Below are 14,664 nucleotides of genomic sequence, written 5' to 3'. Positions count from 1 at the left end.
ACGGCGAAGAGAGGTTGGTCATGACCCCAGCCCAGACCGAGGTGTCGCAGCGGCGCGGCACGTCCCAGGACTCGACTGCGCGCACCCCGGTCATCTCCGTGCGCCGGCTGTGGAAGGTGTTCGGGCCGAAGGCCGACGAGGTGCCGGGCTCCGCGGAGTTGTGCGGGCTCACCCGCCGGGAGCTGATGGAGCGCACCGGGTGCACCGCCGCCGTCCGGGACGTGGACTTCGAGGTGTCGCCCGGCGAGGTCTTCGTCGTCATGGGGCTGTCCGGTTCCGGCAAGTCCACCCTGGTGCGATGCCTGACCCGGCTGATCGAACCCACCGCCGGGGACATCGTCTTCGAGGGTGAGGACATCCGCGGCGCCGACGCCAGGCGCCTGCGCGAACTGCGGCGCAGCAAGTTCTCCATGGTGTTCCAGCACTTCGGCCTGCTGCCGCACCGCAGGGTCGTGGACAACGTGGCGTTCGGGCTGGAGATCCGGGGCATGGGCCGGGCCGAGCGGACGCGGCGTGCGCTGGAGACCGTCGAACTGGTGGGCCTCGCCGGATACGAGAACTCCTACCCCGACCAGCTCTCCGGCGGTATGCAGCAGCGCGTCGGACTCGCCCGCGCCCTGGCCGGCGATCCCGACGTCCTCTTCTTCGACGAGCCGTTCTCCGCGCTCGACCCGCTGATCCGCCGCGACATGCAGAGCGAGGTCGTCCGCCTGCACCGCGAGGTCGGCAAGACCATGGTGTTCATCACCCACGACCTCTCCGAGGCGCTGAAGCTCGGCGACCGCATCCTGATCATGCGTGACGGCCGGACGGTCCAGTGCGGTACCGGTGACGAGCTGGTCGGCGCCCCCGCCGACGACTACGTCCGGGACTTCGTGCGGGACGTGCCGCGCGGCGACGTCCTCACCCTGCGCTGGATCATGCGCCCGCCCGCCGACGAAGACGCCCTGGACGGCCCGGAGCTGGGTCCCGACGTCGTCGTTCGCGAGGCGACCCGGGCTGTGCTCGCCGCCGAGAAGCCCGTGAAGGTCGTGGAGAACGGCACGTTGCTCGGCATCGTCGGCGACGAGGAGATCCTCGCGGTGGTCGCGGGGCGGGAAGGCGACGCCCGATGACCGTCGTCCTGGAGAAACCGGAGCGGACGGCGGCCGCCGAAGAGCCCCCGCGGGGCACGGACGGGCCCAGGGTCCGCCGGTCCGTGCTGGTCGGCGCGATCCTCGTGGTCTGGCTGGTGCTCTTCGCCGTACTGCGCGGACGGCAGACCCTGTCGCTCGCGGCGGCGGACCTCACAGGGCTGCACCGGTGGATCAACGACCTCGACGACACCGTCGGAGCCCACCGCAACTCCAACCCGCTCTTCCTGTACTTCTTCAACGAGATCCGGCTGGTCATCGACACCCTGGTGACCTTCGTCCAGCATCTGATCTCCCAGCCGTCCGGCACCCGCCCGGTCCCGCAGATCGGCTGGCTCGGTGTCGTCGGGCTGGCCGGCTATGTCTCCTGGGCCGTGGGGAACTGGCGGGTCGCGCTGCTGGCCGTGGCCGGCTTCACCTTCTTCGGGGTGCAGGGCCTGTGGCAGGAGAGCATGGACACCCTGGCGCTCATCCTGTGCGCCGTGCTCGTGGCGCTGCTGTTCGCGATCCCGCTGGGCGTCGGGGCCGGGCTGTCCGACCGCTTCGACCGGGTCGTCACCCCCTTCCTCGACTTCATGCAGACGATGCCCACCTTCGTCTACCTGGCGCCGCTCACCCTGGTCTTCCTCATCGGCGGGGCCTCCGCCACCATCGCCACCGTCGTCTACGCGGCCCCGCCGGCGATCCGCATCACGGCACACGCCCTGCGCACGGTGCCCCGTACGACGGTCGAGGCGGCCGAGTCGATGGGCGCCACGCGCCGGCAGACGCTGCTGAAGGTGCTGCTGCCGATGTCCCGACGGACCGTGGTGATGGGCGTCAACCAGACCATCATGGCCGCCCTGGCGATGGTGACCGTCGCGGCCCTGATCGACGCCCCCGGCCTCGGGAAGACCGTCATGCAGGCGCTCCAGTCCCTCGACGTCGGTACGGCCTTCAACGCGGGCCTCGCCATCGTCGTCATGGCGATCGTGCTGGACCGGGTCACGACCGCGGCCGGCGCACGCGAGGAGACCGCACGGCGATCGGGCGGCCGCTTCGCGAGGTGGCGCCGGCCGCTGCTGGGCGCGGGCGCGGTCCTCACGGCGGTGCTGGTCTACCTCTCGCACACCTATGTGTGGGCGGCGGAGTTCCCCGGCGGCGGCAGCGCCGGAAGCCGTATCGCGAGCGCGGCGGACACCGCGACCACCTGGTTGCAGGACCACCTGTCGGGCCTCACCAACGCCGTCCGCGACGGCCTCACCAACGGCCTGCTCAACCCCTTCCAGTCGCTGCTCACCGACTCCCCGTGGTGGCTCGTCGGCGCCGTCCTGGTCGCAGCCGCCCTGGTGCTGGGCGGCCGGCGCGCCGGCCTCACCACGGCGGTGTGCGTCGGCCTGCTGGTCGGCACGGGCGTCTGGTCGGACGGCATGACCACGCTGGCGTCGACGGTCGTCGCGACGGCGCTGGTCATGGTCCTCGGCGTGGTCGTCGGCGTCTGGATGGGGCGCAGCCGGCTCGCGGACCGGCTGGTGCGGCCCACCCTGGACGCGGCGCAGGTCATGCCGCCGTTCGTGTATCTCGTGCCGTTCCTGGCACTGTTCGGCGCCACCCGGTTCACCGCGATCGTCGCGGCCGTCGTCTACGCGGCGCCCGTCGCCATCAAGATCATCGCGGACGGGGTGCGCACCGTGCCCCGGTCCACCGTGGAGGCGGCCACCTCGGCCGGGTGCACCACCTGGCAGATCATCACCAAGGTCCAGCTGCCGATGGCACGCGGCGCCCTGACCCTCGCGGTCAACCAGGGCCTGATCTATGTGCTGTCGATGGTGGTGGTGGGCGGCCTGGTAGGGGCGGGCGCCCTCGGCTACGACGTCGTGGCCGGATTCTCGCGGGGCGAGCTGTACGGCAAGGGGCTGGCGGCGGGACTCGCCATCGTCCTGCTCGGAGTCATGTTCGACCGGATCACTCAGGCTGCGGCGCGACGCACCCGGGCATAAGGAGCACGACACCATGGCACACCACTGGCACGCCGGCGCGGCCGGCCTGGCCGTCCTCGCCCTCACCCTCACGGCCTGCGGCGGGGCGAAGGTCGGCGACACCGGCTCCGCGGGCGCGAAGGCCCCCCACGGCGCCTGCGGCACCTTCAACCTGGCCGTCAACCCCTGGGTCGGCTACCAGGCGGACGCGGCGGTCGTCGCGTACGTGGCGCAGCACGACCTGGGCTGCACCGTGAAGAAGAAGGACCTGAAGGAGGAGATCGCCTGGCAGGGCTTCGGGACCGGTGAGGTGGACGCCGTCCTGGAGAACTGGGGCCACGACGATCTGAAGAAGAAGTACGTCACCGAGCAGAAGACGGCCGTGGAGGCGGGCCCCACCGGCAACAAGGGCGTCATCGGCTGGTTCGTGCCGCCGTGGCTGGCCAAGGCCCACCCGGACATCACCGACTGGAAGAACCTCGACAGGTACGCCGACCGGTTCCGCACCTCCGAGTCGGGCGGCAAGGGCCAGCTGCTCGACGGCGACCCGTCGTACGTCACCAACGACGCCGCCCTGGTCAAGAATCTGAAACTGGACTTCAAGGTGGTGTACGCGGGCAGCGAGACCGCGCTCATCCAGGCCTTCCGCACCGCCGAGAAGAACAAGCAGTGGGTGATCGGCTACTTCTACGAACCCCAGTGGTTCATGTCGGAGGTGCCGCTGGTGAAGGTCGGCCTGCCCGCCTACACGAAGGGATGCGACGCCGACCCGGCGAAGGTCGCCTGCGACTACCCCGTGTACGACCTCGACAAGATCGTCAGTGCGGGCTTCGCCCGGTCGGGCAGCCCGGCGTACCGGCTGGTGAAGAACTTCACCTGGACGAACGACGACCAGAACACGGTGGCCCGGTACATCGCCGTGGACAAGATGTCGGACGACGCGGCGGCGAAGAAATGGGTCGAGGCGAACCGGGACAAGGTGGCCGCCTGGCTGAAGTGACCGGGTCCCGGGAAGGCCGGTCCACCACGCCCGGCGGGCGGTGCGCACAACGGCGCGCCGCCTGCCGGGCGTTGCCGCTTTTACGTGCCGTTTTCGCGCCGTCACCGCCCCCCTTGACACCCCTCCGCGGCGACGGGCACATTGAGTTGCGCAGCCTGAACCAAGTTGCGTAGAAAGCAACTTTGTCGGCCTCAAGGTGCGGAGGTTGAGCGATGGCGGGACCCCGAGTGGTCATCATCGGAGCGGGCGTCGTGGGAGCGGCCCTGGCGGACGAGATCTCCGCCCGCGGCTGGACCGAGGTGACCGTGGTCGACCAGGGCGACGTCCCCGCCACCGGCGGCTCCAGCTCGCACGCCCCCGGCCTGGTCTTCCAGACCAACTCCGCCCGGACCATGACCGAACTGGCCCGCTACACCGTCGAGAAGTTCTGCTCCCTCGACGTCGACGGTGAGCCCTGCTTCCTCCAGGTCGGCGGGCTGGAGGTGGCCACCACCCCCGAGCGCCTCGCGGAACTGCACCGCCGGCACGGCTGGGTCACCGCCTGGGGGGTGGAGGCGCACCTGCTGACCCCGGACGAGTGTGTGCGGCGGCATCCGCTCGTCGACCGGGACAGGGTCCTCGGCGGCCTGCTGGTGCCGACCGACGGCCTCGCCAGGGCCGTGCTCGCCGTCGAGGCGCAGCTGCGCCGGGCCACCGCGCGCGGCGTGCGCGTCCTGGCCCGTCACGAGGTCCTCGACGTGCTGACGGCAGACGGCGCGGTGACCGGCGTGCTGACCGACCGCGGCGAGATCCCCGCCGACATCGTCGTCTGCTGCGCCGGCATCTGGGGCCCGCGCATCGCCCGCATGGCCGGGATGAACCTCCCCCTCACCCCGCTCGCCCACCAGCTCGCCTGGACCGGTCCCGTCCCCGCCCTCGCCGGCCAGAGTCAGGAGGCGGTGCGGCCGATCCTGCGCCACCAGGACGCAGACCTCTACTACCGGGACCGCTTCGACCGCCTCGGCATCGGTTACTACGGGCACCGCCCCATGCCCGTCTCCGCGGACGACATCCTCTCCGTGGACGAGGCCGAGTCGATGCCGTCCGTGCTCGCGTTCACCGAGGAGGACTTCGCGGACGCCTGGACCGAGACCCAGTCCCTGCTGCCCGCGACGAAGGAGGCCGCGATCGAGCAGGGCATCAACGGCCTTTTCTCCTTCACCACCGACAACTTCCCGCTGCTCGGCCCCTCCCCGGACGTCCAGGGCTTCTGGGTCGCCGAGGCCGTCTGGGTCACCCACTCCGCGGGCGTCGGCCGGGCCATGGCCGAGTGGCTGGTCGACGGCTACTGCTCCTCCTTCGACCTGCACGAGTGCGACGTCAACCGCTTCGAGCCGCACCAGCTCGCCCCGGAGTACGTGCTGGCCCGCGACTGCCGGAACTTCGAGGAGGTGTACGACATCCTCCACCCCCTCCAGCCCTCCGGCGCGCCCCGCCCGATCCGGACCAGCCCCTTCTACACCCGCCAGCAGGAACACGGCGCGTTCTTCCTGGAGGCGAACGGCTGGGAGCGCCCGCAGTGGTACGAGGCCAACGCGGGCCTGGTCGAAGGCCGTTCGATCCCCACCCCGGACGAGTGGGCCGCCCGGTACTGGTCACCGATCGTCGGCGCCGAGGCGCAGGTCACCCGCGAGACGGCCGCCCTGTACGACATGACCGCGCTCAAGCGCCTGGAGGTCACCGGCCCCGGTGCGGCCGGCTTCCTGGAGCGGCTGTGCACCGGCCGGGTCGCCAAGTCGGTCGGCTCGGTGACGTACACCCTGCTGCTCGACCAGGGCGGCCGCATCCGCAGCGACATCACCGTCGCCCGCCTCGCCCCCGACCGCTTCCAGGTCGGCGCCAACGGCAACCTCGACCTCGACTGGTTCTCCCGCCACCTGCCCGCCGACGGCACGGTCCAGGTCCGCGACATCACCGCCGGCACCTGCTGCATCGGCCTGTGGGGGCCGCTCGCCCGCGAGGTGCTGCAACCGCTGACGGACGACGACTTCTCCGCCGAGGGCCTGCGGTACTTCCGCGCCCGGCACGCCTACATCGGCTCGGTGCCCGTCACCGCGCTGCGCCTCTCCTACGTCGGCGAACTCGGCTGGGAGCTGTACACCACCGCCGACCAGGGCCTGAAACTGTGGGACACGCTGTGGCGGGCGGCCGAGCCGCTCGGCGGCGTCATCGCCGGCCGCGGCGCCTTCAACAGCCTGCGACTGGAGAAGGGTTACCGCTCCTTCGGCACCGACATGACCTACGAGCACGACCCCTACGAGGCCGGCCTCGGCTTCGCCGTCCGGCTCGACAAGGACGACTTCGTCGGCAAGGCCGCACTGGAGCGCCGCGCGGCGGACGTACGGCGGAAGCTGACCTGCCTCACCCTCGCCGACCCGCGCTCCGCCGTCCTCGGCAAGGAGCCGGTGTACGACGGTGAGCGCGCCGTCGGCCATGTCACCAGCGCCGCCTACGGCTACACGGTCGGCACCGGGATCGCGTACGCGTGGCTCCCGGCGGAGCTGGCGGTGCCCGGCCGGACCGTGCACATCGGGTACTTCGGACGGCGCGTGGCGGCGGTGGTGGCGCAGGAGCCGCTGTTCGACCCGGCCATGTCCCGGCTGCGCGGGTGAGGGTCCGCCGGGCGCCCGCGGCTCAGCCCAGATGGCCCATGCGGTGGCTGATCTCCTCCGCGCCCTTGAGCAGCGCGGGCGCCAGGGTGTGGATGCGGTCCTCGGTGAAGCGGTAGCCCGGCCCCGACGCGCTGAGGGCGGCGACGACCTCGCCGTCATGGGAGCGGATCGGGGCCGCCATCGCGTGCAGGCCCAGCTCCAGCTCCTCCAGCGTCACCGCGTAGCCGCGCGTCCGCGCCTCGGCGAGGTCCTTCTCGAGCCGCGTCCTCGAAGTCAGGGTGTGCGGCGTCAGCCTGCGCAGCCCCGCCGCCGCCAGGATCCGGGCGCGCTCCCGCTCCGGCAGGTGGGCCAGCAGGATCTTGCCGCTGGACGTGGCGTGCACCGGGGTGAGCTGGCCGACCCAGTTGTGCGCCCCCACCGCGCCGGGACCGCGCTCCTGGTGGAGGTTGACCGCGTAGTGCTCCTGGAGCACCGCGATGTTGATGGTCTCGCCGATCTCCGCCGCGAGCCGCTCGCACACCGCCCGGCCCTGCTGGGTGACGTCCAGTCGGCCCGTCACCGCGCCCGCGAGGCGTACGATCCCGAAGCCCAGCCGGTACTTGCCCCGCTCGGCCGACTGCTCGACCAGGCCGCGCGCCTCCAGCGCCCCGAGCAGCCGGAACGCGGTCGACTTGTGGACGTCGAGCTCGGCGGCGACCTCGGTGACGCCGGCCTCGCCGCGCCGCGCCAGGATCTCCAGGACGCTGATCGCACGGTCGACGGACTGCACCCCGCCCGCCGCGGCGCCCGCTGGGTCGCCGTCCGAGACTCGGTTGCTCATGGCGCAACTATAGGGTGACGGCGATCGCCGCCGTCAGCCGATGAGCGAGCGGAACTGCTCGATGGTGCGGCGCCGCATGGTGAGGAAGGCGATCCAGGAGCCGTCGGCGCAGTGCAGCCGGAACCGGGCCATCAGCTGGAGCCGGGGCCGGCGTTCGACCCGGGTCACCCAGGACCGCGGCACCTCCCACACCGGGGTGCCGTCCAGGGGCTTGACCAGTCCGACGCGCTGGTCGGTCACGCGCAGCAGCAGCGCGCCGGAGGTCTGCGGCAGACCCGAGGCGATGCTGCCGGCCCTGCCGGACTGCGCGCCGACGCTGTTCACCAGCTCGTTCCCGAGGAAGCTTCCGGCGTTCACGCCGATGCCCTTCGCGCTCTTGGCGGGGACGACGGTGCCGTAGCCCAGGAGCCGTTCCCCGGGGGCCAGCTGGTGATGTGCGGAGCGCTCGCGCAGTTCGGACATGGTCATGATCATAGGTGGTGCCCGGGGAGCCGACGGCGCCGGTGGTCACGCCGGTCGCCGGTGCCGGATCCGCGGGAAGGACCGGGCGGCGGCCAGGAAGCAGAGGGTCGTCAGCACGAACGGCCAGGTGAACGGATGCCCGCCGGAGGGGGCGAGCAGACCGGCGACGGCCGGGGTGAGCGCGGTCGCGGTGGCCGCGCCGAGCAGCGCGTAGAGCAGGGTCGCCCGGGTGGCGGCCAGGAACACCCCGCACAGCGCCAGCGCGACGAGCACCGCGTTGCAGCCCATCGTGCCGTCGGCGATGCGTGCGGCCGGTGTCCCGAGCGCCCAGGCCGTCAGAAGGCCCGTGGCGCTGCCGGAACTGGCCACCCATCCCGCCGTCCGGCTCGCCAGGAACAGGCCGGCGAGCAGCAGGGCCCCGGCGTACCACTGGTCCAGGAAGAAGACCTGGGAGAGGTTGCGGAAGAACGCCGCCCCCACGGCGTCCGGTCCGAGGAGCGCCGGCCCGGAGGCGGTGCGGGGCGGCGCGGCCCCGCTGCCGCCGTGCGGCCAGACCCGCCGGAACCCGGGCGCGGCCAGGGTGACGGCGCCCGCCAGCAGGCAGTACGGCATGGTCAGCGGCGGCAGCTCCCAGGTGTGCAGCAGCCGTACGACGGCGGCCGTGACGACCGTGACGACGAGGCAGGCCGCGGCGGCGAGCAGCGCCGTGGCCGGCCTGCCCGCGTCGAGGAACACCGCCAGACAGAGCGCGGTCAGCGCGGAGTTGAAGCCCTCCAGCCCGGCCCGCACCCGGTCGCGGGCCACCCCCAGCAGGTCCGCGGCGGCGGTGCCGAGGGCGGCGCCGCCCACGGCGTAGGCGGCGTACCGCCAGTCCGCGGCCAGCAGCGCCAGCCCGAAGACGGCGCCCGCCCGGGCGTTGTCCAGGAACAAGACCTGGGCGAGGCCGCGCAGCACCCGGGCCGGGAACTCCGCGCCCTCTTTGCCGACCGCGTTCCGTCTCTCCCGGCGCCCCGTTCTCAAGCCCCCCACTCGACCCTTCTTCCATCAAGCGACATTTAGTTTCCGCAATACGATATCGCCAGGGGTGGGAGCGGGGGAGACCCAGGAGCCGGGGCGGTCGGCGCGCGTGGCTGCCGGTGCCGTCAGACCGTGTGCGTGTAGTCGGCGAGGGAGCGGGCCGCCCTCCATCCCTGCGCCTCGGCCTTGGACACGTCCAGCACCACCGAGCGGGCGAGCTGGTCGACCGCGTAGCGGGTGAGCGACGGCTCCCCGCCCGGACACAGCCGGGCGGCGCGCGCCGCGGCATGGGCGAGCACCGGTGGAACGCGGTGGATCCGCGCCCGTACCCCGTGCGCTTGGAGGACGGCCAGCATCGCCCCGTCCCGGTCGTACGGCACCGGATCGGCGATGTTGTAGGCGCCCGGCGGCCACCCCGCCGCGTCGAGGCAGGCGTCGGTCAGGTTCTGCACGGCCGTCAGGCTGAGGCGGACGCTCGGGCCCGGCAGCAGCAGGCGCCCGGCGCGGACGCGGGACAGCAGCCTCGGCACCAGGTGCGGATCCCCGCTGCCGTAGACCGCCCGGGGCCGCAGCACCACCGCGCCGGCCGCGAGCGCCAGCGCCTCACCGGCCGCCTTGGTACGGCCGTACGCGTTCAACTGGCCGCGCACCGGATGGTCCTCGGTGATCCGGGCCCGGCCGGGTCCGGGCGCGTAGACGCTGGCACTGCTCACCCACACCACCGGCCGGCCGGCGGCTGCCGCCAGCAGCCGCGCCGTGCCGTCGACGTTGACGGCGCGCATCACGGCCTCGGCGGGGGAGCCGGGCGGCGGATCGCCGACCGCCGCCGCGCAGTGCACCACGAGGTCCGCCCCGGACAGGTCCGGCACCTCGCGGGCGGCGTCCCAGGGGACGTGCCGCCCGACCGGGCCGGGGCGGCGCCCCACACACAGCACCCGGGCGCCCCGCGCGGCGGCCGTGGCGGCGACATGGGAGCCGCAGAAGCCGCTCGCGCCGGTGACGGCGATCGTGGTCATCGGTCGTCCTCCGCGGGACTCGTGGTGGTGGCCCGGACGGTGAGGGAACGCCAGGCGGGCAGCGCCGACGAGCGGTCGGCCACGGCCCGTACGACGGCGGGGCGGTACGGCGCCAGCGCGGCGAGCGCGTCCTCGAGCTGGGCCCGGGCCGGCCGGGCGCCGGGACAGGCGTGGCCGCCGGCGCCGAACACGAGCCGGGCCACGGCGGGCGGTGCGGGGTCGAGGGCGTCCGGGGGATCGGTGTGGGCCCGGGCGGCGTGCCGTGCGACCAGGATCAGCCGGTCCCCGCGCCGTACCGGGCAGCCGTCGAGGTCCGCGTCGGCCGCCGCCGCGCGCGGCAGCAGCGGGGAGGGGGCGAGCGCCCGCAGCAGTTCGCCCGCCAGGACCGGCCGCAGCCGCTCGTCGGCCGCCTGGTCCCAAAGCGCCGCGTCCGCGCACCAGGCGGCGGCGCGGGGCAGGGCCGCCACGGTGGTGTTGACGGCGGCGACCGCCAGCATCGCCCGCAGCGCCGGGCTCTCGCCCGCACCGCCCGGAGCGGTGGCCGGTCCGGCGCCGAGCAGGGCCTGAAGACGCGCCGTCGCCGCCGCGGCCCTGCGGGCGGTGCCGGGGAGCCGGGGGCCGGGCAGATGGTCGCGTACGGCGGTGGCCGCGGCGCGCGCGGCCGCCTCGGCGACATCCTCCGGGCCGGCGTCCACCGCGAGCAGCGCGCACACGGTCGCTCCCGCCAACTCCCGCGCCAGCGGCACGAGATCGACGGTACGGCCCGCCGCGAGCGGGGCCAGCCGGCGGGCCAGCACCTCCTCCCAGACCGGGCGCAGCCGCCGTACCCCCGGCGCGCCGAGCCCGTCGGCGATCGTCCGGCGGGTGTCCCGGTGGCCGGCGCCCGCCTGGTCGAACAGGGCGCCTCCGGTGGACAGTTCGCGAGCGGCGCCGCCGGTGGTGCCGGCCGCGGTGCGGTCCAGCGGCACGCGGGTGAGGGCGTGCCGGTAGGCGTCGGTGCCGTGCACCAGCAGGGTGCCGCCGACACGGGTCACCGCCCGGCGGCGGGTGGCCGCGAGCAGGGTGAACAGCACGGGGTGGGAACGGGTGTACACGCGCCGGTCACGGCGGCGTGCCGCCCGGACCCCGGACGCGGTGGGCGGGACGGCCAGGGGACGGGCCGGTTCGTCAGCCCGTGGCGGACCGTCGGTCCCCAACGGCAGTTCGCCACACGGTGGTTCGCCGGTCCGCGCGTTCATCGCCGGCCTCCGGCCGCCCGGGACGGCAGGCCGAGGCGGGCCGCGGCCAGGTGGGCCGTCGCGGTGCGGTCCGGTTTGCGGGAGCGGCCGGAGAGCGGGATGTCGGCCCACACCACCGCGTCCGGCCGTGCGGACCCCATCCGCTCCAGCGGGGCGGCCAGCGCGGCCCGCAGCGCCCCGGGGTCGGCCCCCGGGCGCGGCTGCACGACGGCGACCAGCCGCTCGTCCCCGTCCCCGGCCGGTACCCCGACCAGCAGCGCCAGCTCGACACCGGGCACGTGCAACGCGGGCTCGTACAGGCCCGGATAGATGTTCTCCGCCCGCCTGAGCACCATGTCCTTGAGCCGGCCCTGCAACACGATCCGGCCGCCGTCGAGACACGCGCGGTCACCGGTGGCGACCCACGGGTCGGGGTCCTCGCCCAGATAGCGGTCCCGGGCGGCGCGGCCGGACAGCAGCAGCTCGCCGGAGGCGTCCACCTCGGCCGCCACCCCCGGCAGCGGAGCCCCCACCAGATCGCCCGCGCCGGTGAACGCGGCCTTCTCCGCCTCCTCCACCGCGGCGGCCGGGAACAGCTCGGTCAGCGCGTACACGCCCCAGGCCTCGGTGGCGCCCGCCCGCTTGACCCGGGTGAGCAGCTCGGCACCGGCCGGCGCCGACCCGGTCCACACCCGCCCGGCGAACCGGCCCCCCTCCGCCAGCACCCGCCGTAGCTGCGGCGGCGTCAGATAGGTGGCCTGCGGGGCCAGCCGGCCGAGCTGCCGGGCCAGCACGCGCGGCGAGCGGGCGGGCAGCGCCACCGGCGCGCCGCCCGCCAGGGACGGCACCAGGACGAAGAACGTCCCGCCGAGGACGGGCCGGCCGGCCACCACCCCGACCAGGTCGGCCACCGTGGCCATACCGGCGGCGAGCGAGGAACGGGTGTGCACCACCGCGCGGGGCCGTGACGTGGTGCCGGAGGTGAACACGATGACCGCGTCGCCGTCCTCGTCCACGGGCCGCGGCGGGACCACCCTGCGGACCCCGGAGTCCACCGCGGGGGCGCAGCCCGGCAGCCGGGGCCCGATGGTGGCCACCGGCCCCAGCTCCGCGAGGTCCGGCAGGGCCAGCCGCGCCCGCCGGGCGAGCGGCCGCGCCCACCCGGCGACCGCCTGCGCGGCGGCGTCGGCGAGCACGAGGTCGGGCCGGGCCAGGGCCAGCCGGGCGCGCAGCACGTCCGGACCGGCGCCGGGGTCGAGCACCGCGGCCCGCGCCCCGAGCCGGTGCACGGCGAGCAGCACCGCCAGCGCCCGGGGCCCGGGCCGGACCGCGACGCCCACGGTGCCGCCCCGCGCCACACCGCGGGCGTGCAGCGCGGCGGCGTACCGGTCGGCGAGGTCGGCCAGGTCCCCGCGGGTGGCCCGGGTGCGTACGGCGCCCGTCGGGCCGGCGCCGAGCACGGCCGGCCGCTCGGGGGCGTCGGTGCGCAGGGCGCGGGCGAGTGTGTCGAGCATCAGCGGGGATCCTCCGTGTGCCGGCCCGGGCCCTTGTCGAGATACCAGCGGGCGGTGCCCACCAGGCCGTAACTGCGCAGCCGCCGCGTGGAGTTCTCCACGACCATGGCCCGGGCGTGGACGATGGCGGTGGTACGGCGGCGGACCCGGTTGAGGAAGAGGCGGTCGGTGGGGGAGGGGCGGCGCGGCATGCCCCCGACGGCCTCGTACAGGGCGGCCGTGATGGCCATGTTGTTCCCGGCGTGCATCCGGTACGGGGTGAGATAGCCGTGCCGGCGCCGGTGCGCGGGGCGGATCCGGCCGAAGAACGCGGCGCCGCGCACCAGGGCGCGGAACGCGGCACGCCCGAGCGGCCCGTGCTCGTCGCGCCGGGCGTCGATCCGGCCGCACACCAGGCCCGCGCCGTGCCGCAGCGCGTCCCGGGCGGCGGCGGTCCAGCCGGGGTGCGGCAGACAGTCGGCGTCGGTGCGGGCCAGCATCGTCGCGCCGTTGCGGATCGCGTACCGGAACCCGGTGTCCACCGCGCAGCCGACGCCCTTCTCCGGTTCGCGGAGCACATGCACCGGGAACGGCGCCCGGCGGGCGAAGTCGTGGACGATCGTCGCGGTGCCGTCGCTGGAGGCGTTGTCCACGACGACGAGGGTGAAGTCACGGTCCCGCTGCGCCGCGAGCGCCTCCAGCGTCGCGCCGATCCGTCGGGCCTCCTGGTGAGCGGGCACCACCACCCACAGGGCGCTCACGCGTGCTCCCACACCATCGTCATGATGCTCACGCCGCCGCCCAGGCCGACGAACAGCACCCGGTCGCCGGGGCGCAGCCGCGCATGGACGCGGTCGAGCTGCACGCCCAGCGTGGCGCTGGCCATGTTCCCGAGCGTGGGGACGGTGACGACCAGCCGGTCCCGGGGCACCCCGGTGACCTCCACGAACCGTTCCAGGTACGGCACGGTGACCTGGTGCACCAGGACGTGCCGGAAGTCGGTCCAGCCCAGGCCGGTGCGCTGCCGCATCCGGTCCAGCACCGAGGTGCCGACCTTCTCGAACACCTCGCGCAGCTCGCCGCCGTCACCGCTGAAGTAGGTGTGCTCGTCCCCGCGGGGGTGGCGGGAGCCGCCGCCGAAGATCCCGCCGACCTGCCAGTGCTCGGAGTGCGTCTCGGTGTCCACGTCGAGGATGCCGCCCCGGTCCACCGCCTCCAGGACGACGGCCGCCCCCGCGTCCCCGAAGGTGTAGCCGGCGAAGCCGTCCCGCAGCTGCCCGGGACCGGAGGGGTGGTGCCGTACCGCCCGGCTCGGGGTCTCCCCGGTCACCACCAGAGCCCGGCGGGCCCGGCCGGCGAGCAGCATCGCCCGTGCCGTGTCGATCCCGTTGACGAAGCTGTTGCAGGCGTTCGTCACATCCAGGGCATGGGCCCGGGAGCCCAGTTCGGCCTGGACGACATGGGCCGTCGCCGGCTCGACCACGTCCCGGGTGGCGGAGGCGAAGACCAGCAGGTCCACGTCGTACGGGGTCAGCCCGGCGCGGGCCAGCGCGGTGCGGGCCGCCCGCACCGCGAGCGTCGAGGCGTACTCGCCCTCCGCGACGGCCCGGCGTGCGGTGATCCCGGTGACCCGTTCGAGCAGCCGCGGCGGCAGCCGCAGCCCGGCCGCCGCGGAGATCCGCTCCTGTAACTGCTGGGACGTCACCTCTTGCCCCGGCAGGCAGGACGCCACCGAGGTGATCCCCACCCGGCGCACCGGCTTACGAGCAGCGTGGTCTGTGTGCATGGCCTGGACGCTACGAGCCGGCCCGAACACCTTTCCTGAGCACCCGTACTCAATCCCGCCTGGGTACCCGCCCCCTGCGGGTCCGGCCGTCCCCCAGGACGGCCGGACCCG

At 74.4% G+C, this 14,664-nt stretch carries 12 protein-coding genes; 4 read left to right on the top strand and 8 right to left on the bottom strand.

Annotated elements, in window-relative coordinates; all coding sequences use genetic code 11:
- The first annotated feature begins 20 nt into the window (after positions 1-20).
- The 4 genes from ACZ5CZ_RS20965 (at position 21) to ACZ5CZ_RS20950 (ending at position 6,742) form a co-directional block, all read left to right on the top strand.
- Complete coding sequence (locus ACZ5CZ_RS20965; RefSeq protein ID WP_468944803.1) at positions 21-1,115, top strand: quaternary amine ABC transporter ATP-binding protein; 1,095 nt, start codon at positions 21-23, stop codon at positions 1,113-1,115.
- The gene (locus ACZ5CZ_RS20960; protein WP_468944801.1) at positions 1,112-3,112 is read left to right on the top strand and encodes an ABC transporter permease subunit; all 2,001 of its coding nucleotides are present in this window, start codon (positions 1,112-1,114) and stop codon (positions 3,110-3,112) included. The genes ACZ5CZ_RS20965 and ACZ5CZ_RS20960 overlap by 4 nt, the downstream gene beginning before the upstream one ends.
- 13 nt (positions 3,113-3,125) lie before the next feature.
- A complete protein-coding gene (locus ACZ5CZ_RS20955; protein WP_468944799.1) occupies positions 3,126-4,091 on the top strand; it encodes an ABC transporter substrate-binding protein in 966 nt (321 codons plus the stop codon).
- A gap of 212 nt (positions 4,092-4,303) precedes the next feature.
- On the top strand, positions 4,304-6,742 hold the full coding sequence (locus ACZ5CZ_RS20950) for a GcvT family protein (protein WP_468944796.1): 2,439 nt from the start codon (positions 4,304-4,306) through the stop codon (positions 6,740-6,742).
- A gap of 22 nt (positions 6,743-6,764) precedes the next feature.
- On the opposite strand, the gene ACZ5CZ_RS20945 is transcribed toward ACZ5CZ_RS20950, so the two are convergent.
- From ACZ5CZ_RS20945 to ACZ5CZ_RS20910, 8 genes are all read right to left on the bottom strand, one after another.
- Complete coding sequence (locus ACZ5CZ_RS20945) at positions 6,765-7,562, bottom strand: IclR family transcriptional regulator (RefSeq protein WP_468944793.1); 798 nt, start codon at positions 7,560-7,562, stop codon at positions 6,765-6,767.
- 33 nt (positions 7,563-7,595) lie between these two features.
- Positions 7,596-8,024 carry a hypothetical protein gene (locus ACZ5CZ_RS20940; protein ID WP_467540122.1) on the bottom strand — a complete coding sequence of 143 codons (429 nt, stop codon included), beginning with the start codon at positions 8,022-8,024 and terminating at the stop codon, positions 7,596-7,598.
- A gap of 45 nt (positions 8,025-8,069) precedes the next feature.
- A complete protein-coding gene (locus tag ACZ5CZ_RS20935; protein WP_468944790.1) occupies positions 8,070-9,053 on the bottom strand; it encodes an urea transporter in 984 nt (327 codons plus the stop codon).
- 113 nt (positions 9,054-9,166) lie between these two features.
- Positions 9,167-10,057 (bottom strand): NAD-dependent epimerase/dehydratase family protein, encoded by an 891-nt coding sequence (locus ACZ5CZ_RS20930; RefSeq protein WP_468944788.1) that lies wholly within the window; start codon positions 10,055-10,057, stop codon positions 9,167-9,169.
- Positions 10,054-11,151, bottom strand: coding sequence for a cytochrome P450 family protein (locus ACZ5CZ_RS20925; RefSeq protein WP_468944785.1), 1,098 nt, complete (start codon positions 11,149-11,151; stop codon positions 10,054-10,056). The genes ACZ5CZ_RS20930 and ACZ5CZ_RS20925 overlap by 4 nt, the downstream gene beginning before the upstream one ends.
- A 140-nt stretch (positions 11,152-11,291) precedes the next feature.
- Positions 11,292-12,788, bottom strand: a complete 1,497-nt coding sequence (locus tag ACZ5CZ_RS20920) for a class I adenylate-forming enzyme family protein (RefSeq protein WP_385841087.1) — start codon at positions 12,786-12,788, stop codon at positions 11,292-11,294.
- Complete coding sequence (locus ACZ5CZ_RS20915) at positions 12,788-13,528, bottom strand: glycosyltransferase family A protein (protein ID WP_385841086.1); 741 nt, start codon at positions 13,526-13,528, stop codon at positions 12,788-12,790. The genes ACZ5CZ_RS20920 and ACZ5CZ_RS20915 overlap by 1 nt, the downstream gene beginning before the upstream one ends.
- A complete protein-coding gene (locus tag ACZ5CZ_RS20910) occupies positions 13,525-14,553 on the bottom strand; it encodes a 3-oxoacyl-ACP synthase III family protein (protein WP_468944781.1) in 1,029 nt (342 codons plus the stop codon). The genes ACZ5CZ_RS20915 and ACZ5CZ_RS20910 overlap by 4 nt, the downstream gene beginning before the upstream one ends.
- Between the last annotated feature and the right edge of the window lie 111 nt (positions 14,554-14,664).

It is taken from the genome of Streptomyces sp. NPDC031418, from assembly GCF_055581605.1.
The sequence above is the reverse complement of the archived record's forward strand: the minus strand, read 5'-3'. Positions and strand labels throughout refer to the sequence as shown.